Origin of the sequence: Plantactinospora sp. ZYX-F-223 (assembly GCF_039649625.1) — a bacterium.
In the GTDB taxonomy this organism is placed as follows: Bacteria; Actinomycetota; Actinomycetes; order Mycobacteriales; family Micromonosporaceae; genus Plantactinospora.
The window spans coordinates 1-22332 of the sequence record NZ_JBDJAV010000063.1; the positions used below are offsets into that span (position 1 = coordinate 1).

10 protein-coding genes are annotated in these 22332 nt (G+C 70.2%); 7 read left to right on the plus strand and 3 right to left on the minus strand.

Translation table 11 applies throughout. From position 1 onward, the window contains the following. Window positions 1-10235, minus strand: a 10235-nt coding sequence (locus AAH979_RS37915; RefSeq protein WP_346262961.1) for an amino acid adenylation domain-containing protein, incomplete at its 3' end; no start/stop codon positions are given. Between the two features lie 894 nt (window positions 10236-11129). Here AAH979_RS37915 and AAH979_RS37920 point away from each other — a divergent pair. Further along, window positions 11130-12314, plus strand: a complete 1185-nt coding sequence (locus tag AAH979_RS37920) for a hypothetical protein (protein ID WP_346262962.1) — start codon at window positions 11130-11132, stop codon at window positions 12312-12314. A gap of 38 nt (window positions 12315-12352) precedes the next feature. Continuing rightward, entirely contained in the window at window positions 12353-14221 is a 1869-nt protein-coding gene (locus AAH979_RS37925) for an AMP-dependent synthetase/ligase (RefSeq protein ID WP_346262963.1), read from the plus strand. 181 nt (window positions 14222-14402) lie between these two features. Here AAH979_RS37925 and AAH979_RS37930 read toward each other — a convergent pair whose 3' ends face one another. Further along, window positions 14403-14708 carry a hypothetical protein gene (locus AAH979_RS37930; protein ID WP_346262964.1) on the minus strand — a complete coding sequence of 102 codons (306 nt, stop codon included), beginning with the start codon at window positions 14706-14708 and terminating at the stop codon, window positions 14403-14405. Between the two features lie 2461 nt (window positions 14709-17169). On the opposite strand from AAH979_RS37930, the gene AAH979_RS37935 reads away from it, so the two are divergent. Beyond that, window positions 17170-17292: a hypothetical protein gene (locus AAH979_RS37935; protein WP_346262965.1), complete on the plus strand. Its 123-nt coding sequence runs from the start codon at window positions 17170-17172 to the stop codon at window positions 17290-17292. Window positions 17293-17360: 68 nt separating this feature from the next. Further along, window positions 17361-17780, plus strand: coding sequence for an integrase core domain-containing protein (locus tag AAH979_RS37940; protein WP_346262966.1), 420 nt, complete (start codon window positions 17361-17363; stop codon window positions 17778-17780). Between the two features lie 286 nt (window positions 17781-18066). Here the strand turns inward: AAH979_RS37940 and AAH979_RS37945 are convergent, their stop codons facing one another. Continuing rightward, complete coding sequence (locus AAH979_RS37945; RefSeq protein ID WP_346262967.1) at window positions 18067-19170, minus strand: LacI family DNA-binding transcriptional regulator; 1104 nt, start codon at window positions 19168-19170, stop codon at window positions 18067-18069. Here AAH979_RS37945 and AAH979_RS37950 point away from each other — a divergent pair. Genes AAH979_RS37950 through AAH979_RS37960 form a run of 3 tightly spaced genes read left to right on the plus strand, consistent with a single transcriptional unit; the run spans window position 19153 to window position 22314 of the window. After that, the gene (locus tag AAH979_RS37950; protein ID WP_346262968.1) at window positions 19153-20442 is read left to right on the plus strand and encodes a polysaccharide pyruvyl transferase family protein; all 1290 of its coding nucleotides are present in this window, start codon (window positions 19153-19155) and stop codon (window positions 20440-20442) included. The genes AAH979_RS37945 and AAH979_RS37950 overlap by 18 nt on opposite strands. Continuing rightward, the gene (locus AAH979_RS37955) at window positions 20435-21346 is read left to right on the plus strand and encodes an ABC transporter permease subunit (RefSeq protein WP_346262969.1); all 912 of its coding nucleotides are present in this window, start codon (window positions 20435-20437) and stop codon (window positions 21344-21346) included. The genes AAH979_RS37950 and AAH979_RS37955 overlap by 8 nt, the downstream gene beginning before the upstream one ends. Further along, on the plus strand, window positions 21343-22314 hold the full coding sequence (locus tag AAH979_RS37960) for a carbohydrate ABC transporter permease (RefSeq protein WP_346262970.1): 972 nt from the start codon (window positions 21343-21345) through the stop codon (window positions 22312-22314). The genes AAH979_RS37955 and AAH979_RS37960 overlap by 4 nt, the downstream gene beginning before the upstream one ends. Window positions 22315-22332 lie beyond the last annotated feature (18 nt).

Below are 22332 nucleotides of genomic sequence, written 5' to 3' on the forward strand. Positions count from 1 at the left end.
CGCGCCAGGGCCAGCAGGCCGCGGTGGGTCTGCGCCGAGAGGGCGAACGGCACCGAGTCACCCTGATGGGTCGGTACCGGCGGCGGTACCCGATCGGTGGGCAGGGACAGCTCCTGGGGAGCGCCGGCGAGCGCGATCGTCCAGTAGGCCAACTGCTGCGCGAGCGGGCTCTCCGGGTCGTCCTCGTCGCCCAGCCACCGGTGCTGCCACAGTGCGTAGTCGGCGTACTGGACCGGCAGCGGCGCCCAGGTGGGCACCCCGCCGGCCCGCCGGGCCGCGTAGGCGTGCGCCAGGTCGCGACCGAACGGCCCGAGTGACCAGCCGTCCCCGGCCACGTGGTGCACGACCACGACGAGTACGTGTTCCCGCGGGCCGAGCACGAGCAGCGTGGCACGCAGCGGAAGGTCCGTGGTCAGGTCGAAGACCCGGTTGACCAGCCCCGCGACGGTGGTGGCGAGCTGCTCGTCGGTGCAGTCGCGCACGGCCAGCTCGGTGGCGGCCGCGCCCGGTGACAGGACCACCTGGCGGGGAAGGCCGTCGACCTCCGGCAGGACGGTACGCAGGCTCTCGTGCCGGGCCACCACGTCGGCCAGCGCCGCGGTCAGGGCGAGCCGGTCCAGGGCTCCGGTGAGGCGCAGCACCAGCGGGATGTTGTACGTGGCGTTCGGCCCTTCGAGCCGGTTGAGGAACCACAGCCGGCGCTGCGCGTAGGACAGCGGCACGACCTCGGGCCGCTCGGCGGCGGTCACCGCCGGACGGGCGCGGCCACGGGCGGCGTCGAGCCGCTCGGCGAGCGCGACCACCGTCGGCGAGTCGAAGATCGACCGGATCGACAGTTCCGCCCGGAACACCGAGCGGATCCGGCTGAGCAGTCGCATCGCCAGCAACGAGTGCCCGCCGAGGTCGAAGAAGTTCTCGTCGATGCCGACGTCGGCGACGCCGAGCAGCTCGGCGAAGAGGCCGCACAGGATCTCCTCCTGCGGGCTGCGCGGTCCACGCCGGTAGGCCCGCCCGGTGGCGACCGGCTCGGGCAGCGCCCGGCGGTCCAGTTTCCCGTTGGCGGTCAGCGGCAGCGCGTCGACCGGCATGACGACGGCCGGCACCAGATACTCGGGCAGCCGCTCGGCCAGGTACGTACGCAGCTGCTCGGGATCGGCCTCCGTCACCGCGTAGCCGACGAGCCGCTTCTCCCCCACCTGGTCCTCGTGTACGACCACCGCGGCGGCCGACACCGCCGGGTGCGAGGTGAGCACGGCCGACACCTCACCGGGCTCGATCCGGAACCCGCGCACCTTGACCTGGTCGTCGGTGCGGCCCAGGTATTCGACGGTCCCGTCGGCGCGGCGGCGCACCAGGTCGCCCGTGCGGTACATCCGTTCGCCGGACGTGAACGGGTCGGGGACGAACCGTTCGGCGGTCAGACCGGGTCGCCGCAGGTAGCCGCGGGCGAGACCCGTCCCGCCGATGTACAACTCACCGGCGACGCCGTCGGGCACCGGGTTGAGGAACGCGTCGAGTACGTAGGCGCCGGTGTTGGCCATCGGACGGCCGATCGGCACCGGTCCCGGGCCGGGCGTGACGCCGGGCGGGATCTGGTGGTCCAGGCAGCCGATGGTCGCCTCGGTGGGTCCGTAGTGGTTCACGACGGTGGCGTCCGGGTACCGCGCCCGCCACTGTCGCAGCAGCTCACCGGTGAGCGCCTCGCCGCCCAGCATCAGCGTCGCGGTGGGCGAGCACGCCTCCGGCAGCGTGGCCAGCAGCGGCAGGTGGCTCGGGGTGGCCTTGACGAAGGTGTACCGGCCGGTCGGCGCTACCGTGGTGTCGTCCAGGTCGGCCACGTGCAGGCAGCCGCCGGCGAGCAGCGAGCCGTAGAGCGTCGTGGCGACCAGGTCGAAGGCGATCGGTGAGTGCAGCAGGGTCACCCCGCCGATTCCCGGGTACGTCCGGGCCGCGCGCCGGGCGTAGTCCACCACCGAGCGGTGCTCCACCACGACGCCCTTGGGGTGCCCGGTCGAGCCGGAGGTGTAGATGACGTACGCGGCGTGCCGGTCGCTCGGCGGCCCGGCCGGCCAGGGCGCCTCGCCGCCGTCGGCGTCGTCAGCACCGAGGACCAGCGTGGGGACGTCGACCGTCCACCGGTCAGCCACCTCGTCGGTGGTGAGCAGCAGGCACGGCGCCGCCTCGGTGAGCACGGCCGCCGCCCGCTCGGCCGGCAGCGCGGCGTCCAGCGGCAGATAGGCGGCGCCACTGCGCAGCACCGCGAGTACGGCCACGACCTGCTCGGCCGAGCGGGGCACGGCCATGGCGACGACGCTCTCCGGTCCGGCTCCCCGGGCCACGAGGGCATGGGCCAGCCGCCCGGCCCGCTCGTCCAGTGTGGCGTACGTCAGGCTTCGAATGCCGCACACCACCGCCGGGGCGTCGGGGGTCCGCGCCACCTGGGCGGTGAACAGGTCGACGAGGGTCTCACCGGTGACCGGCTGCCGCGGGCCGGCCGCCGTCGCCAGCACGGCACTCCGCTCCTCGTCCGACAGCAGCGGCGCCGCCCCGATCCGGGTCGCCGGGTCGGCCACGAACGCGCGTAGGAGCCGCAGGTAACGCGCCAGCAGCAGCTCGACGGTGGCCCGGTCGAACAGGTCGGCGGCGTAGCTCGCCGCACCGTCGATGCCGAGCGGGGTGCCGTCCGGCGCCGCGCGCTCGACGGCGGTCAGCAACAAATCGAACTTCGCCATCTCCGGGTCGACCGGGTCGAGCTCGACCTCCAGACCGGCCAGCTCGAAGCTGGGCCGCGCCACGTTCTGGAGGATCAGCTTCACCTGCACCAGCGGATGGCGCGACAGGGTCCGGGCCGGGTTGAGCATCTCCACGAGGCGCTCGAACGGCAGGTCCTGGTGCTCGTAGGCGGCCAGGTCGGTCTCGCGGACCCGGGCCAGCAACTCGGTGAAGGCCGGGTCGCCGCCGGTGTCGGTGCGCAGGACGAGGGTGTTGACGAAGAACCCGATCAGGTCGTCGAGGGCCTCGTCGGTGCGGCCGGCGACCGATCCGCCGATCGGTACGTCGGTGCCCGCGCCGAGCCGAGTGAACAGCGCGGCGAGCGCCGCCTGCAACACCATGAAGACCGTCGTACCGGTCGACCGGGCGAGCGAGGCGACCTCGGCGTGCAGCGGCGCGTCGAGGGCGAAGCGGAGCAGCCCCGCCCGCTCCGACGGCACCGCCGGCCGGGGCCGGTCGACCGGCAGGGCCAGCTCCTCCGGCAGGTCCGCGAGGGCCTTCGTCCAGTACGCCATCTGCCGGGCGATCGGGCTCTCCGGGTCCTGCTCACTGCCGAGCCACTCGCGCTGCCAAAGCGCGTAGTCGGCGTACTGTGCCGGCAGCGGCGTCCACCGGGGGGCGACGCCGGATCGGCGCGCGGCGTACCCGGTGGAGAGGTCCCGGGCCAGCGGCCCGGCGGACCAGCCGTCCCCGGCGATGTGGTGCAGCACCAGGACGAAGACGTGCCGGTCGGTACCGGTGGCCAGCAGCCAGGCCCGCACCGGTGGTTCGGCGGTGAGGTCGAAGCCCGTGCCGGCCAGTTCCGCGACCTCGGCGGTGACCCGGTCCGGTGCACACTCGCGCACCGGCAGGTCCGGCACACCGGCGCCGGCCGGCAGCACCAGCTGCCGGGGCGCCCCGTCGACCTCGGGATAGAGCGTCCGCAGAATCTCGTGCCGGCCCACCAGGTCGGCGAGCGCGGCCCGCAGCGCGGCCCGGTCGAGGGCGCCGTCGAGCCGAACCACGAACGGGATGTTGTACGTGGCCTTGGCGCCTTCGAGCCGGTTGAGGAACCACAGCCGGCGCTGCGCGTACGACAGCGGCACCACGTCGGGGCGGGATCGGGCGGTCAGCACGGGCCGGGGCCGCTCGCGGGCCGTCGCGACCCGGCCGGCCAGGGCGGCGGCGGTCGGGGCGTCGAACAGCGCCCGCACCGGCAGCTCCACGCCCAGTACCTGCCGCAGCCGGCTCGTCACCCGGGTGGCCAGCAGGGAGTGCCCGCCCAGGTCGAAGAAGTTGTCGTCGGCGCCGACCCGGGATATCCCGAGGACATCGGCGAAGACTCCGGCGATGATCTCCTCCACCGGCCCGCGACCGGACCGCCCGCCGGTCCCGGCCACGACGGGCACCGGCAGTGCCGCCCGGTCGAGTTTGCCGTTGGCGGTCAACGGCAACGCGTCGAGCGTGACGAACACGCTCGGGACCATGTGCTCCGGCAGCACCCGCGACAGCTCGCCACGAACCTGTCCGTGGTCGGCCGGACCGATCAGGTAACCGGCCAGCCGGTCGCGGCCGTCGGCGTCGCGGACCACCGTCACCACGGCGTCGGTGACCTCCGGCAGCGCGCGCAGCTGGCTCTCCACCTCACCGAGCTCGACCCGCTGGCCACGGATCTTGACCTGGAAGTCGTCGCGGCCGAGGAACTCCAGCATGCCGTCGGCTCGGTAGCGGGCCCGATCGCCGGTGCGGTACAGCCGGTCGCCGGGCTGGGTGCCGAACGGGTCGGCGACGAACGTGCGCGCCGTGGTCACCGGGTCGCCGAGGTACCCCCGGCCCACGCCGGCACCGCCGACGTAGAGGTCGCCGGGGATCCCAGCGGGAAGGACGTCGAGGCTCGGCCCCAACACGTACAGCCGGGTGTTGCGGATCGCGGTGCCGATCGGCACCGGACCGTGCCCGTCCAGTGAGGTCGAGGTGAGCCGTGCGTGGGTGACGTCGTCCGCGCACTCGGTGGGACCGTATGCGTTGACCAGGTCGATCGCCGGATACCGGGCGAACCACCGGTCGCAGAGGTCGTGGGCGAGCTCCTCGCCGGTCACCATCAGCGCGCGCAGCGCCGGCAGTGCCGGCGCCGGGTCGCCGTCGTCCCAGGCGTCCAGCGCGACCCGCAGTACCGACGGGACGACCTCCAGCACCGTCACCGCCTCGTCGGCGGCGAGCCGGAACAGCGCGACCGGGTCGGCCACGGTGTCCTGGTCCGGAACGCGGACCCGGCCGCCGACGACCAGCGGCGCGAGCATCTGCCAGATCGAGATGTCGAAGGTGAGCGGGGCGTTCTGGACCACGATGTCGCGGCCGGTCAGCCCGAGCTCGTCGAGCTTCGCCTCCAGGTGGTTGGCCATGCCGGCCCGATGCACCATCGCACCCTTGGGGCGGCCGGTGGAACCGGAGGTGAACAGGACGTAGGCGAGACCGGAACCGTGCCGAGGCGGTGGCTCCGTGAGGCCACCGGCGTGCTGACCGTCGAGGGGCAGCACCCGGACGTCGCACCCGGACAGTGCCACCACACGGTCGGCGTACTCGCGCAGCGCCGGGTCGGTGAGTACCACCCGGGCGCCGGTGTCGGCGAGCAGGGCGGCGTTGCGGGCCTCGGGCGCGGCCGGGTCGAGCGGCACGTACGCGGCGCCCGCGCCGAGGGCGCCGAGCAGTGCGGTGATCACGCTGGTGCCGCGTGGCGCGAGGACCGCGACCCGCCCCTCCACCGGAGTGTCGACGGCCAGCAACTGTCCGGTCACCGCCTCGGCCCGGTGTACCAGGTCGCGGTAGGTCACCGGTCCCGCCGCGTCCTCCACCGCCACCGCGTCCGGCCTGTTCCGCGCCTGCGCGCGCACCGCCTCCACCACGTCGGTGAGTTCGGCCGGGCGGCTGGTGTCGTTCCAGGTGTGCACCAGGCGCTCGCGCTCGGTCGGCGTCAGGAGCGACAGCGCGCCGATCGGCTGGTCCGGTGTGGCCGCCGCGGCGGCGAGCAACCGCACCAGCCGGTCGGCGAGTGCCTCGGCCGTGGCGGGTTCGAACAGGTCGAGGCTGTACTCGACGCCGATCGTGACCCCGCCCTCGGGCCGCTCCCGCGCGTTCAGGGACAGGTCGTACTTGGCCACGCCGGCCTCGACCACCGACACCTCGGCGGTGACACCCGGCAGCTCCGGAGCCGCCGCCGAGGAGCTGTCCAGGGCGAGCATGACCCGGAACAGCGGGTGCCCACCGGCCACCCGGGTCGGGTTGAGTACGCCGACGAGCGTCTCGAACGGCAGCCGCTGGTGCGCCAGGGCCTCCCTGCCGGTGTCGCGGACCCGCCGGAGCAGCTCGCGGAACGTCGGGTTGCCCGCGGTTCCCATCCGCAGCACCACCGTGTTGACGAAGAGCCCGACCAGGCCGGTGACGGCGTCCTCCGTACGCCCGGCGACCGGGATGCCGACGGGGATGTCGGTGCCGGCACCGAGGCGGGTCAGCAGCGTCGCGAGACCGGCCTGCAACACCATGAACAGGGTGGCCCCTTCGCCCCGGCCCAGGGCGAGCAGGTCCCGGTGCGTCGCCGGGTCCAGGCAGACCATCGCGGTGGCGGCGCGGCCGGTGGGTTCGGCCGGCACCGTACGGGCACCAGGCAGGTCGATCTGCTCCGGCAGCCCGGCGAGGGCCCTGCGCCAGTAGTCGGCCTCGCGGGATGCGAGACTGGCCGGGTCGGCCACGTCGCCGAGGATCTCGTGGTGCCAGGCGGCGAAGTCGACGTAGCGCACCGGAAGCGGCGGCCAGGACGGCAGGGTGTTGCTCACCCGGGCCCGGTAGGCGTGCGCCAGGTCGGCGACGAAGGGCCGGATCGACCCGGCATCGGCGGCGATGTGGTGCAGCAGCACCATCAGCACGTGGTCGTCGTCGGCGACCGTGAACAGGCGCAGTCGCAGCGGCGGCTCCGTCGCCAGGTCGAAGGGATGGGCGGCGGCCTCGGCCAGGGTGACGGTCAGCTCGCCGTCCGGCACGGGCACCGGCTCGGGCAGCGCGACCGCGGAGGCCGGCAACACCCGCATCCGCGGCTCGCCACCGTCGTCGGAAAAGATCGTCCGCAGCGGCTCGTGTCGCTCGGCCACGTCGGTGAGCGCGGCGCGCAGGGCGGCGACGTCGAGCCCGCCGCGGAACCGCAGCAGCAGCGGGATGTTGTACGCGGCGCTCGGCCCGTCAAGCTGGTAGATGAACCACAGCCGTCGTTGCGCGGACGAGACGACACCGGCACCGCGCAGAGGCGCGACCGGCTGCCGAGCGGGCCGGTCGCCCAGACGCGCGGCGAGTCGGCGTACGGTCGGCGCGTTGAACACCGCCTCGATGCCGAGATCGGCACCGAACTCCTCGTTGATCCGCCGGACCAGCCGCGCGGCGAGCAACGAGTGGCCGCCGAGCCGGAAGAAGTCGCCGTCGACGCCGACCTCGGGCACCTGGAGCACGTCGGCGAAAACCGCGCACAGCGCCGCCTCCCGCTCCGTGCCGGCGGTGGCCGCCGTCGAGGCCGGGCGGTCCGCGTACGGCGCCGGAAGGGCCTGGCGATCGATCTTCCCGCTCGGTGTCAGCGGGAAGCTGTCCAATTGCACGAGTACGGCCGGGACGAGATGGGCGGGAAGTTCCTCGACGAGTGCGTTGCGCAGCGCGTCGGTGTCCAGCGAACGGCCGTCGGCGGCGCGCAGGTAACCGACGAGACGCGGGTCGGCGCTGCCCGGCCAGAGCGCGACGACGGCCTGCCCGACCCCGTCCAGCCGGCTCAGGGCCGCCTCGACCTCGCCGAGCTCGATCCGGTGGCCGCGCACCTTGACCTGGTCGTCGACCCGGCCGAGGAATTCCAGGGCCCCGTCGGGGCGCCACTGCGCCAGGTCGCCGGTCCGGTACATCCGCGCGCCTGGACCCACCTTGCCCGCAGCGGAGTCGTCTTCCGCCGTCGTCGCGAACGGGTCGGCGACGAAACGCTCCGCGGTCAGCCCGTGGCGCCCCAGGTAACCGCGGGCCAGGCCGATGCCGCTCACGTACAGCTCGCCGGGGACGCCGTCGGGCACCGGCCGCAGCCGGGCGTCCAGGACGTACACCCCGGCGTTCCAGATCGGGGTGCCGATCGGCGCGTCGGTGCACATCGGCACGCTCATCGTGGCGCAGACCGTGGTCTCGGTCGGGCCGTACCCGTTGACCATGCGCCGCCCGGGTGCCCAGCGCGCGACCAGGTCCGGCGGGCACGCCTCCCCCGCGACCAGGATGGTGACGCGGCCGGGGACCTCCGCCGGGCGCATCACGGTCAGCGCCGACGGCGGCAGGATGACGTGCGTGATGCCGCCGTCGGCGAGCAGGGACGTCAACGGTTCGCCCGGCCGCAGCCGCTCCTGCGGCGCCAGGACGAACGTCGCCCCGGTCAGCAGGCCCATGCACATCTCGGGTACGACCGCGTCGAAGCTCGGCGAGGCGAACTGGAGCACCCGGTCGCAGGGCGTGACGACCAGGCGCTCGACAAACGCGCCGGCCAGGCTGGCGAGACCGGCGTGCGGGACGACCACGCCCTTGGGCAGGCCGGTGGAGCCGGAGGTGTAGATGACGTACGCCGGGTGCGCGACGTCGGGCGGCGTGGGTGCCGGGACGCCGGGCGCGGTGGCGAGCAGGTCGTCGGTGAGCGCCAGGTGCGGCACGCCGACCCGGTGGGCCAGGTCGCCCACCGGAGCGGTGGTGGCGCCGGCGGTGACGACCGCGACGGGTTTCGCGTCGCGGAACAGGTACTGGATCCGCGCCGCCGGGTACTGCGGGTCGATCGGCAGGTAGGCGGCGCCGGCTCTCATCACGCCGAGGACCGCGACGACGAACTCCGCCGACCGGGGCGTGACGACGGCGACGACATCCTCGGCACCGATGCCCCTGGCGGCCAGCACGCCGGCGAGACGCTCGGCACGCTCGGCAAGCTGCCGATAGGTCAGCCGGGTGCCTTCGTACTCGACCGCGGGCTGGTCGCCGAACCTCTCCACCGCCTCCGCGAAGAGCTCGGGAAACGTCCGCGGTGGCGCGGGGCGGCGGGTGCGGTTGCGACTCACGAGGATCTCGTGCCGCTCGGCCTCGTCGAGCAGCGGCACGTCACCGACGACCGTGCCGTGCTGCTCGGGGTCGGCGACGGCGGCCGCGAACCGCTCCAGGAAACCGATCAGTTGCCGGTGCCGGACCGCGAGCATGGGCTCGTCGTACAGCGTCGGGTTGGCGTCGCACTCGACCTCGAGCGGGCGCCCGTCGTCGCGGTCGTAGACGGTGACGACCAGGTCCTCGATGAGCCGCCGGGACATGTTGTACGCCGTGCTGGTGGCCGCACCGAAGCGCAGCGCCGGCCCGAGCGGGATGACGTTGACCATCGGCCCGAAGTACCGGTGGTGCCCGGTGGGCAGCGCCAGCTCGCGGCGCAGCTCCTCACCGCGGAAGCGCTGGCGCTCCAGCACCTCGCGGATGCGGATCCGGGCCTGTGCGACAAGGTCCGCCACCCCCGTCGACGGAGTGATCTCCAGTCGTAGCGGCAGAACGTTCGCGAGCATGCCCGGCGTGGTACGGGCGGCACCAGCACGCCGCACGGCCACCGGAAATCCCAGCACCACGCTGCGGGTGCCGGTGAGCCGGTGCAGGTAGGCGCCGATGGCCGCGATCACGATGCGGGCGGCGCCGACACCGGCCGTCTCTGCCGCCCGGTCCAGAGCGGCCTGCCCCGACGTGGAGAGCCGGCCGCGTCGACGCACGGACTCGGCCGATCGACGCAGCTTGCGCGAGGTCATCGCCAGCGGCGGCGGTGTGTCTGCGAGTCGCTCCAACCAGAACCTGCGGTCGTCCTGGTAGGCGTCGGAGGACTCGTACTCCTGCTGTTCGCGGTGCAGATCGAGCACCGAGTGGAACGGTGAGGGCGGTACCGGCCGCCCCTGCACGAGCGCGGTGTAGACCTCCGCGACCCGTCGTTCGAGCAGCGCGCCGCCGGCGCCGTCGATGAGGATGTGGTGGTAGGCGTGGTACCAGAACCACCGGTCAGGCGCGACCGCGAACAGTGCCTGCGTGAACAGCGGCCCACGGGTGAGGTCGACCGGCCGGGTCAGGTCGGCGCGCATCCACTCCTCGGCCGCCGCGCGCGGGTCGGCGGCGCTGCTCACGTCGATCTGGTGAAGCGACCACTGTGGACAGCTTCCGACCGATTGTCGCGGCCCGTCGGAGGTCTCGGTGAACCGCACGTGCAGCGCGTCCGCCTCGCTCACCACGGTGCGCAGCGCTCTCTCGAAGACCTCGGGGTCCACGGCGCCGTGTATTTCCAGGTACTCGCTGGCCCGGTAGATTGCGCTCTCCGGCTCCAGACGCTGGGCGAACCAGATCCCGGACTGGGCCGAGGACAGTGGAAGGCCGGTCGCCGGCCGGCCGGCTGCCGCCGACTCCTCTATACGAAGCACCGGTCTACCCCCGTAAATCCGTGAACCGCAGGTAATTGCCATACGCAGACGGGCAGGGCAAGGTCCCCCGACCCGCGAAGGCCGGGGCTACTGAGGAATTTGGTTGGCGAGCGGAAAATTCATCAGCCGGTCACATAGTCGGCCGGCAATGCGCGCAAAGAATGCAGGATCGGTGGAAGGAACCCGCAAGAGAAAGGTCTGACATGCAGACCTGGCTAATCACACCATGAAGACCTGACGCCGGTTGCGGACGACGCCATGCCCAGCGGACAGCGCGTTAGGCGCCGGCCACACGGCACGCCAACACAGAGTCTGCGCAGGTCAGAATGGCTCGGCAACGGGTCTGTCGCACCGGAGGCGCACCGGGTGCGCGTTGGTGGCGACGACGGCGACAGGAGACGAAAGGCCAGACGCGGGCCCCTGGGGCGCACACCAGTCCGCCACAGCCATGTTGATCACGTACAATGTTTCCCCCGTTTCGTTCTGCCTGGTAGGCGGCCAGATGGTGGCGATGGTGCGAAGGCCGCCGGCATACTCTGTAGAGCAGTAAAACCGACTTCACTGTGAAGCGTCAAGGCCCGACACCGCGTCAGAACGCAGTCATTTCGACAACTCACCTAGACATCCGTCCATGCTTGACGCAGACCCGAGGCGCACCTAGTGTTGTGCTCACATACATCCTCCTGCGTCCGTGGCGCCATCGGCTGTTGCGGCTCGTAAAGCGTGGCGCCCCGCAGGATTACCGGTGTTTCGGCTCGCTTCGCATTTCATCATCCACATCGGATGGTCCATCCGGCTGACCGGCGACGGCATTCCGTCCTGCTCCGCCCGCTGCGGTCTGTGACACCGCTCCCACATCGTGACGCCCTCCCGGACAGGGCTTGAGGAGGATCAGTGCAGAACGAAACAGCATCCGATCTGCTTGCGCGGCACGCCGTCGACACCGAGCGCGGCTTCCTGCCGATCGACGACCCGGTGAGGCGGCTCCCGGACGCCTATCAGGCCTGGGAGGACATGGCCGTCGAACTCCCGAAGGTGCTGAGCGCCGGCCGGGTGCACGAGTGGATCGAACGGCTGCCCCAGCTCGACGTCGCCGACCTCGACCGCAACGAGCTCGACCGGGCGATGCTCCTGCTCTCGTACTTCGGGCACGCCTACGTCTTCGGCGGCGAGGAGCCGCGCAACCGCCTGCCGGCCTGCGTGGCCAAACCGTGGTACGAAACCGCCACGAAGCTGGGCCGCCCGCCGGTGCTGTCCTACGCCTCGCACGCGCTCTACAACTGGCGCCGGCTGGACCCGGACGGCCCGATCGCACTCGGCAATATCGTGCGGCTGGAGAACTTCCGCGGCGGGGTCGACGAGGACTGGTTCGTCCTGGTGCACGTGGCGATCGAGTCGTCGGCGGGCCCGGGCATCTGCGCGGCCGCGCTGGCGCAGGACGCGGCGGCGGCCGGTGACGTGGCAGCCGTCGCCAGGCACCTCGACACGGTCGGCGAGACGCTGGAGAACATGATCGCCATCCTGCGGCGGATGCCGGAGAAGTGCGACCCGTACGTCTACTACCACCGGGTACGCCAGTTCATCTTCGGCTGGATGGACAACCCCGGACTGCCCGACGGCGTGGTGTACGAAGGCGTCACCGCCTACGGCGACCAGGGGCAGAAGTTCCGTGGCGAGACCGGCGCGCAGAGTTCCATCATCCCGGCGTTCGACGCGGTGCTGGGCATGGACTACAGCCAGGACACCCTCGGCGCGCACCTGATCCAGCTCCGCGACTACATGCCGCCGGCCCACCGTGCCCTGATCGAGGAGTTCGGCCGGCGGACGTCGGTGCGGGACTTCGTCCTGGACCATGCCGACGACGCGGCGCTCGTGGCCGCCTACGACCGCTGCATCGAGGGGACCACCGAATTCCGCCGCCAGCACATGGAGTACGCGGGAACGTACATCCGTGGCCAGCAGCAGAACTCGTCGGCCAACCCGGTCGAGACCGGCACCGGAGGCACACCGTTCATGCGCTACCTGGCCCAGCACGTCAAGGACGCGCACCAGTACCTCGTCGGCCCGTCGGCGAACTGACCGCCCTCCATCGGACAACTACTGACCGGAGCCATCACATGGTCCCTACAACCCGTGTCGACGTCCGAACCACTCCGGACACGGCAGCGGCCGCCGGCCGATGCGCGAGCGCCGCCGACGGCCTGACCGTGCCGGCGCTGGTGCACCGCAACGCCGACGCGTTCGGTGACCTTCCCGCGCTCAGCTGCCTTGGGCGGGACGAGACCCTCACCTGGGCCGAGCTCTACCAGCGGGTGACGGTACTGGCCCGGGGCTTCTCCGCCCTGGGCGTGCAACCGGGTGACCGGCTGCTGCTGATGATGGGCAACCGGCCGGAGCACTGGCTGGCCGACCTCGCGGCCGTACACGCCGGTGCCGTGCCGTGCAGCGTCTACCCCACGTCGAGCCCGGAACAGCTGGGCTTCGTCGCCCGGCACAGCCGCGCTCGCGCCCTCGTCGTCGAGAACGCCGCCATGCTCGACAGGTGGCGGAACCTGCTGGGGGAGCTACCCGAACTGCGGCTGGTCGTCGTCGTGGACGCGCCGCCGGGCGACGACGGGGTCGTCGCCCTCGAGCAGGTCGCCGCGGCGGGAGACCGGGCACACCGAGCCGACCCCGGCGCGTTCCGGCGCGTGTGGAGCGCCATCCGGCCGGCGGACCCGGTGACGCTGCTCTACACCTCGGGAGCCACCGGTGATCCCAAGGGCGTGGCGCTGAGCCACCACAACGTCATCTACCAGGCTGCCGTGCTGGAGGAGGCGATCAGCGTCGCCGCACACCCGCACACCGTCGCCTACCTTCCACTGGCGCACATCGCCGAGCGGATGCTCGGCATCTACCAGCCCGTCTACCGCGGCGCCCACGTCACCGCCTGCCCCGATCCGTCGCAGCTCACCGCCGCGCTGCAAGCGGTCCGTCCGGTCCAGTTCTTCGGTGTACCGAGGGTGTGGGAGAAGATTGCCGCCGTCGTGCAGGCGCAACTGGCAGCGGCCGAGGCCCCGATCCGCTCGGCGTACGAAACCGCGAGCGCCGCCGCCCGGACGGCCTTCGAGCATCGGGCCGCCGGCCGCCCCGTACCGCCCGACCTGGCCGCACAACTGGCGACCTTCGACGCGAAGGTGCTCCGCCCGATCCGTGCCAAGCTCGGCCTGGACCGGCTGGAATGGGCCAGCAGCGGTGCCGCGCCAATTCCGGTCGACATACTGTTCACGCTTGCCGGGCTGGGCATCGACGTGCTCGAGGTCTGGGGCATGACCGAGACCACCGCGACCGTGACGGTCAACCTTCCCGAAGCCTTCTGCCCCGGCACCGTCGGGCGGCCCAACCCGGGCATGGATCTGCGCCTGGCCGCCGACGGCGAGATCCTCGTACGCGGTCCGCTGGTCTGCCTCGGCTACCTCGGCGCGGACGGGGAGGTGGAGCCGGTGACAGATGCCGACGGCTGGTTCGCTACCGGCGACGTGGGGACTCTGGACGACGAGGGCTACCTCACCATCACCGACCGCAAAAAGGAACTGATCATCACCTCCACCGGCAAGAACGTCCCGCCGACCCGGGTGGAGAACCTGCTGCGCCTGCATCCGCTCGTCGGGCACGCCATGGCGGTCGGCGACCGCCGCTCGCACATCACCGCCCTCGTCGCCCTCGATCCCGAGTCCCTCGCCGCCTGGGCCGTCCGGCACGACGCCGACCCGTCGGACGTCGCCACCCTGTCGAAGGACGAGAGGGTCCTGGCCGAAATAGCTGCGGCGGTCGCCGCGGCGAACGCGAAGCTCGCCCGCCCGGAGCAGGTCAAGGCCTTCAGAGTTCTCCCTTCCCCCTGGACCCCCGAGTCCGGCGAGCTCACCCCTACCCACAAACTTCGCCGCCGCGTCATCGCCGACCGCTACGACACGGAGATCGCGGCGCTCTATGCCGACAGCCGGTGAAGGGTACGAGGCCGTCGTCCTCGCCCGGTCGCGTCTGTCGATGAGATGCGGGCCCTGGTCCTGACGGGTGGCGCGCTGAAAGCCTCCGCCACCCCGGGCCAGCCGTACTGACTCGGACATTTTCCGAATAGCCCAGGCACCGGCGCCCCCGACGAGGATCTGTCGGGGGCGCCGGGGGCTGTCAGGCGTCGCAGTCGACGGACTCGTACCGGTATATGACCGGCCAGCCCGGGGTCGCCACCTTGTAGATGTCGATGCGGTGGCCGTCATCGTCGATGTAGGAGCGCTCGTACGTCACCGGCCAGGCGGGAGAGCCGACGGGGACGTCCGGGTGCTCGGGACAGTAGGGTCCGACGCTGCTCGACGGTGCGGCGGCGGCGCTGCCCGCCGCGAAGGCGGAGCCACCCCCGCTGAGAGCGACCGCGGTCAGCAGGACCGCCGTGACCGCACCGGTGACGTACCTCTTGGTTAGTCGTGACCTCGTCATCAAAATCCCTTTCCTAGTTGCCTTCCGGCCGGGCATTCCGCTGAGACCGGAACCGCCTGAGACCGTCCCGTCAGCGGTGGCCCGCCAGGCTGTCGACAGAACCCCGGCCAGGGGTGCCGAACGTGCGACTACGCATTACCGCACGTCGTCTCGGATTGCGTCGGCGCTCCACGGTATTCGCGTCGAAAACCGCTGGTCGAATCCGGCAGGACGCCCGCTACTCGGCGAGTTTCCAGCCTCTCTCGTCGTCCACCAGCGACCCGGTCACGAACACTGTCCGAGAGAACCTCGCCCGCCCGAATCAATTCACGGACGGAGAGCCCCGACGAGGGCTCGTCCAGTTCGGCCTGCTAGCACCTGGAGGAACCCGAGGGGCAGAGCATTTACCCGTGCGAGGGAGCACCCCACGAGCACCACAATGGTGGAGTGGGGCAGGGATCCGGCAGGTCCGATGCCACCCGCACCTGGGAGGTCGCGCCCGACCCGGCGGCAGCGAAATCACCATCCGAGGCAGGACTTTGCACTGCCGCCCCGATCGCTACGGCGAGAACCGCCATACTGGCTCCCTGCCAGCAACTCTGACCATAGATTCTCCTTTCTCACTTACTGCTCCGGACGAAGACGACGCTATCAGATCTATCGGGCTAAGTCGATATAAAAACATGATTGGTAGCTTTTCGGGCGGAACACCGGGGACTGAGGCCAGGTAGGCATCGAAGGACTCCGCCAGGGTCAGCTCCAAGCGTCCGACCACGACGATCCAGTACCGTGAGCCGGTCCAGCTCCCCGGAACGCCACCGCCGCCATCAGCGCGTCACGACGCGGGACACCGAGATCTACCGCATGGTCATCAGGTCGACAGGCAACAGGACCCGCCATCTACGACAGGAATCGACTGACGCCGCGCGGATTTCGCCGGCTCATGGCCGCTGATTGCGGACGATTGCCGTACGAATCGGTTCCGCGCCGCTCAGCACGGGTGGACAGGATGCGGCGGCCTGGACGCGATGAACATGAAGACGGCGAGCGGCTGTTCGGCCGAGCCCGCCATTCGATCAGATCGCTGATCCTAGGCAGTCGTCTGACACAACGAGGGCAGATCCGCAGGAAGGTGACCACGGACAGGCCAGACAATGTGACGACGGGACGACGTCGACGGTTTTCCGGCAACGCCTGGGCACGACTCACCCGAGATCTCGCGATGCATTATTTCCCCCGTTCGCCGATCGAAGCCGGCAGACTGGCAGCAGTCACCTGCTGACAACCCATGATCAAAAATCGACCCTTGCACAGTAACCAGTCAAGAGAGACGGTACGGGATGCTCGCGACAGTTGTAAAGACGTCGATGACCACCAGCCTTCGGAGCGTGTTTGAGATAGACGCCAGTCGGGGTGGTCGAAGGACGTGACGCTGTTACCGCGAGGCTGCCCGGCCATGCGTGAACCGATGGAGCATCTGGATTGGCCACCACCCGGAGGGTCACGATTTCCACGGGCAGTCGCTAACGCCGCCGGATGTGCCCTGGTCGGTCAGTAGAATGAACCCTCTTCAACCTGGACCGCGCGGCGGTCACGCACCGCGTCCGACCTTGCGGTCCGCCGGACCACAAGGGGAGGTTGAAAAAGGTTCACTTTTCGTCGCCGTGATGACCAACGGCCAAGCGCCGCGCAGTACCGCGCAGTCCGTCGTCCGTCGCCCCCCATCGGGAAGCGGTCGAACTCGTACCGGCACACAACCCACACGCCCGGCATCCTGAGGCACGCGGCCCGGCAATGGCTCACTACACGAGAACCGGGTGCGCGAGAGACGAGGGTGACGATGGCTTTTCGTCGTTGCGGGGCGCTGTCGCAGTCGGGCAGACATCGGGGCGAATTCTTCTGCAGGATCGAGATGCGAGCGCCAGGCCTTGCCGGTTCCGTTGACCTACGTTTCCAGCACTGGGTCGCCGACACAACACGCCATCGCCGCGCGCTCGTCGATGTTGGCGCGTCGCCTGCCTGGCTGGACCGCACCCTGCCGCAGGGCGGCTCGCAAAGATCGGGTGAGCCGCAGTGAATTCGAGTTGGCTTCTCCTGTTGCTGGTCATCATGAGGCTGCCAGCCCTTATCGACGCATCCGCTCGCGCCCTGGCCATCGCCGTCGCACTCCTGTGTCCAGACAAGGCCCGACGCGCCGAGGCTCGTCATGTCATGCGGACGATCGCCGAGCCGGCGCGGCGCGCTCTGCCACGCCGCAGTCGAAAAAGCCCTGACCTTCACCCCAGCCGGCGTACCTGCCGCCGTAACACGGCGACCTGATGCCGCAGCACAGCAACCTCGATCGCGTTGGCGTGCCCACTGCTGACCAACAGGATGATCCGGCATCGACCCAGCGCCCCAGCGCACCGCCACCACCTGGGCGACGTTCCTGCGTTCGCAGGCGCGGGCCATCATCGCTGCCGACTTCTTCGAGACGACGACGTTGACCGGGGCCAGGCTGTACGGTCTCGCGGTCATCGACCACGCCACCCGCCGGGTCCGGATCCTGGGCGCCACCGCTCATCCGACCGCCGACTGGGTGGCCCAGGCGGCCCGGACCTGGTGATGGACCTTGAGGACGCCGGATCCCGAGTGAGATACCTCATCCGGGACCGAGACGGCAAGTACCCGGCCATGTTCGACGCGATCCTCGCCGACGCGGCAATCAGCGTCGTGCTCAGCGGGGTACGGATACCACGTATGAACTCGATGATGGAACGTTGGATCCAAGCCTGCCGCCACGAACTGCTCGACCGGACCCTGATCTGGAACCAGACACACCTGTTACACGCACTCCGCGAGTACGAACGCCACCACAACCGGCATCGGCCGCATCGCGGCATCGCGAACGCCCGACCGCTGCGTCCGCTGCCCGAACCGGTCACCGATCCCGCCGCGCTGACACACCTGAACGTCCAACGACACGATCGACTCGACGGCCTCCTCCACGAATACCAAAACGCGCTTGACCAGCGCGGACGGAATTTTCGGCACCCGCAGCGACCAACACCGATCTTCAGCTCGGAACGGGCCGCCCGCCAGAGGCGACAGTGACCAACCCACAGAACAAACGGCGCCACGGCGACGGCATCACCCAGCCTCCCGTCCGGTGACGAGCTGCCCTGCGAGCACCTCAGACTTGACCGGGCGGCTGCGGCGCAGTGACCGTGCGCCGACGCGCTGCGCGGGTTCGGCGCCGATCCGCGCTTGACACCATGGGCGTTGGCGTATCCCGCGACGAGCGGTGGTGAGCCGACCAGGCTTCCCGGTGCACCAGGTCACAGCCTGCCGACCAGCAGGATCGCCGCTGCGATGTGATGCGCACCAACGGCAGCGAGGGTCAGATGCCCGGCGGGTTCAGAGCGGTCGCTGAGTCTCGGATTACCAGTTCGGGTTCGGGGTCGGTGATGACACCGCCCGCGCCCGGCCGTCCTGCGATCAGGTCGTAAAGCGCCTCGACGCCGGCCCAGCCGAGTTGGTACATGGGCATCCGGACCGCGGTCACGGCCGGGCGCAGGTGTTGCATCAGGTCGACGTCGTGGATGCCGATCACCGACAGCTGGTCGGGGATGGCGATGCCGAGGTCGTGTGCGGCGGCCAGGACCCCGACCGCGCTCATGATGTTGTTGACGACGATGGCGGTGGGTGCGGTTGCCGCCTGCATGGCCTGCCGGAGCCCGTCGACGCCGGCCTGCTCGCCGAACCCGGTGGCCAGGTGTGGGGCCGGTGCCAGTCCAGCGGAGTCCATCGCCTGCTGGTAGCCCAGGTAGCGCTGCTGGGAGATGTATCCCGATCCCCCGATGAAGACGATGTGGCGGTGGCGGAGGTTGACCAGGAACCGGGTCGCGATCTCGCCTGCGCGGCGATCGTCGATGTCGATCCAGGGATGGTCAGGTGCGTGTTCCAGGATGAGGATCGGCTTGGGGTGGGAGCGGAGTTCGGCCATTACGTCGTCGTCCAGCAGCCCTTCGCCGCGGATCAGGATGCCGTCGACCGTGCCCTGGCTGAGTAGTCGGGTCAGGAACTGGCTGCCGGAGCGCATCGTCTCGGCATCGCCCAGCAGGACCGTCGCGCCGTGCTCCGCCGCCGCCTCGTAGACGCCTTGCCGCAGGGGTCCGTAGACCGGGTTGTCGAGCTTGTTGAGGATCATCGCGATCATGCCGGTGTGGTTGAGTCGAAGCGAGCGCGCCGCATGGTTCGGCTGGTAGCCCAGTTGCTGCATCGCCCGGAGCACCCGGGTGCGGGTGGATTCCCTCATCCGGGTGTGGCTCGTGCCGTTGACCACCGCCGACACCACCGCGAGCGACACCCCAGCAGCTCGTGCGACGTCACGTTGCGTTGCCACGTTGCAAGCCTCCTCGGATCTTGACGTAACGTCTAACCAAGCTCTACGTTGAATTAACGATACGTCACCGAAGGAGCATGCATGACATCGACCCGTCACACCGTCCTCCTGCGGTCGTCCTGGGCGACGGTGAACATCGGCGACGTGGCTCACTCCCCTGGTGTCGTGCGGGCGTTCCAGCGGTTCGCCCCGGAGGTCGAGGTCATCCTCTGGCCGGTGCGGCTGGAGGAGCGCGAGCGATCCATGCTGCGACACGCGTTGCCCGATCTGCGCGTCGTTGACGGCACTCTCGGCGGCGACGGGCCGAGCACCCCGGAGTTGGCCGCCGCCATCGACGGCGCGGACGTCCTGATGCACGGATCGGGTGCCGACGCCTTCCAGAGCACCGAGATCGACTGGTGGCGCCGGCACGTGGGCCGCCCGTACGGGTACTTCGGGGTCACCGTGGATCCGCTGTGCCCACCGACCGTGGCGACGTTGCCGGAGCTGGCCCAGATGGTCGATCTGCTCCCACCGTCCTACCTTGACGACGACGTCAAGGACCGCCTCGACGGCGCCGACTTCGTCTACTGCCGCGAAACGTTGACCCTCGCGACCCTGCGCAGCCAGAAGATAACCAGGCCCGACCTCGCCTTCGGGCCGGATGGCACGTTCGCGTTCGACCACACCGACGCCGTCGCGGCCGCCCGCCTGCTGGAGGGTTTCGGCCTGGAGCCTGGTCGGTTCGCCTGCTTCGTCCCGCGGCTGCGCTACGCCCCCTACGCGAAGATCTACGGCACGGATCCGACCCGCGAGCAGATGCGGCGCGACGCGGTCAACCGGGCAACCGTGACGCACGACCTGGCAGTGCTGGCGGCGGCGATCGAGACCTGGGTACGCGTCACCGGCCTGCCGGCCATCGTGGTGCCCGAGATGAGCTACGCCGTCGAGCTCGCGCACGAGCACCTTCCCAGCCTGATCAGTCCACAGACGCTCGGGCAGGTCCGGCTCCTGGACCGGTACTGGCCGCTGGAGGAGGCGACCGGCGTCTACGCCGTCTCGTCGCTGGTGGTCAGCATGGAGTGCCATTCGCCGATCCTGGCCGCACGGCACGCGATCCCGACCATCTACCTTCGACAGCCGACCGAGACGACCAAGTCCCAGATGTTCGCCGACCTCGGCGCCCCGGACCTGGTGATCGAGCTCGACCATCGCGCCGCGGCGACGGTGGTCGCGGCGGTCACCGACATCGCCACCGATCCGGCGCCCGCGGTTGCCCGGAGCAGGAGGGTCGCGGCGAACGCCGACGACGCGCTGCGGGCGGCGGTGCGGGCCTGCGTCGCGGGCCAACCCATCGGCTTGGGTACCTCGGTGGGGAGCGACGATGCATAGCCTGCGCAACCGTTGGCGGCGCGACCGGGTCCTGCTGCTGCTCGCGCTTCCCGGGGTCACGGCGCTGCTGCTGTTCCACTATCTGCCGCTTGGCGGGAACATCATCGCGTTCCAGGACTTCCAGCCGTTCCTGGGAATCTGGCACAGCCCGTACGTCGGGCTGGACAACTTCGAGCCCGTGCTTACCGGCGACCCGGTGTTCCTCAACGCGCTCGTCAACACGCTGATCATCACGCTGATCCAGGTCGTCTTCGTGTTCCCGCTGCCGATCTGCCTCGCGTTGATCCTGAACGCGACGATCAGCGAACGACTCAAACGCCTCACCCAGTCGATCCTCTACATGCCGCACTTCCTGTCCTGGGTGATCGTGGTCGCCCTGTTCCAGCAGATGTTCGGCAACGGCGGGATGCTCAACGGCTGGCTGCGCTCGGCCGACCTGTCGACATTCCACATCGTCGGCGTGCCCGAGTTGTTCAAGCTCATGATCACATCACAGGTGATCTGGAAGGACACCGGCTGGTCGACGATCATCTTCCTCGCCGCACTGTCCAGAGTGGATCCGGCGCAGATGGAAGCCGCGGTGGTGGACGGCGCCTCGGCGGTTCGCCGCCTGTGGCACGTGACCCTGCCGTCCATCCGCCCGGTGATCGTCCTGCTGCTGATCCTGCGGCTCGGTGACTCGCTGTCCGTCGGGTTCGAGCAGATCATCCTCCAGCAGGCCCAGGTCGGTGCCGGTGCCAGCGAGGTGCTCGACACATACGTTTACAACCACGGGATCGTCGGCGGGGACTGGGGCACCGCGGCCGCCGTGGGGCTGATCAAAGGCATTGTCGGTGTCGCGCTCGTGCTCGGCGCGAACCGGGCGGCCCACGCGCTGGGCGAGCAGGGGGTGTACACCAAGTGACGAGCGAACCTGTGTCGCCTGCGGTGTCCGTGGCGCGCCCCGCCAGCGGCGCGCGGCCGCGGCGGCCACGCTCGGGCCGTGGCCAGCGCCCGGCCTGGATGGGCGAGCCCAGCAGGCTGGGGATCGGTGCGCGGGGACTCGTGCTCGGCCTTGGCTGCCTGGCGGTGGTGGTTCCGTTCTGGGCCGTGCTGATGACCAGCATCGCCTCACCGGAGGAGATCAGCAGGGCGGGCGGCTTCGTGCTGTGGACGCGCGAACCGACGCTGGACGCCTACCGGGCCGTCCTCTCCGGCGGAATCGTCACCCGTGCCCTGATGGTGAGCGCCGGCATCACCGCGGTCGGCACGGCACTCAGCCTCGTCGCCACGATCGCTCTGGCGTACGCGCTGTCGCGGCCAGGTTCGTTGCTGCACAAGCCGATCCTACTGATGACGGTGTTCACTTTGCTGTTCAACCCGGGCATCATCCCGATGTACCTCACGGTCAAGCAGCTGGGCCTACTGGACAACTACCTGGCACTGATCCTGCCGGTGCTGGTGAACGCGTTCAACGTCATCGTCATGCGCGCGTTCTTCCTGGAAATCCCCGGCGAGCTGTTGGAAAGCGCCTTTATGGACGGTGCCGGGGAGGTGCGCATCCTGCTGCGGATCGTGCTGCCGCTGTCGAAGGCGGTCGTCTCCGTGATCGGACTGTTCTACGCGGTGGCGTACTGGAACGCGTTCTTCTCCGCCATGTTGTACCTACAGTCGCCGGAAAAGTGGCCGCTGCAACTGGTGCTGCGCACCTACGTCGTCAACGACACCCCGATCGGGTCCGACCAGCTCAGCTCCAACCTGGAGAATCTGCCACCGCAAATCTCGGTCCAGATGGCGATTCTTGTCATCTCCGTCCTGCCCATCCTGCTCGTCTACCCGTTCATCCAAAAGCACTTCGCCAAGGGACTGATGGTCGGCGCCGTCAAGGGCTGACCGGTCGTCCACACAATG

Coding starts and splice junctions, on each gene's coding strand:
- AAH979_RS37925 (WP_346262963.1), top strand. CDS start 12,353: ATGGTCCCTACAACCCGTGTCGACGTCCGAACCACTCCGGACACGGCA.
- AAH979_RS37930 (WP_346262964.1), bottom strand. CDS start 14,708: ATGACGAGGTCACGACTAACCAAGAGGTACGTCACCGGTGCGGTCACG.
- AAH979_RS37940 (WP_346262966.1), top strand. CDS start 17,361: ATGTTCGACGCGATCCTCGCCGACGCGGCAATCAGCGTCGTGCTCAGC.
- AAH979_RS37950 (WP_346262968.1), top strand. CDS start 19,153: ATGACATCGACCCGTCACACCGTCCTCCTGCGGTCGTCCTGGGCGACG.
- AAH979_RS37955 (WP_346262969.1), top strand. CDS start 20,435: ATGCATAGCCTGCGCAACCGTTGGCGGCGCGACCGGGTCCTGCTGCTG.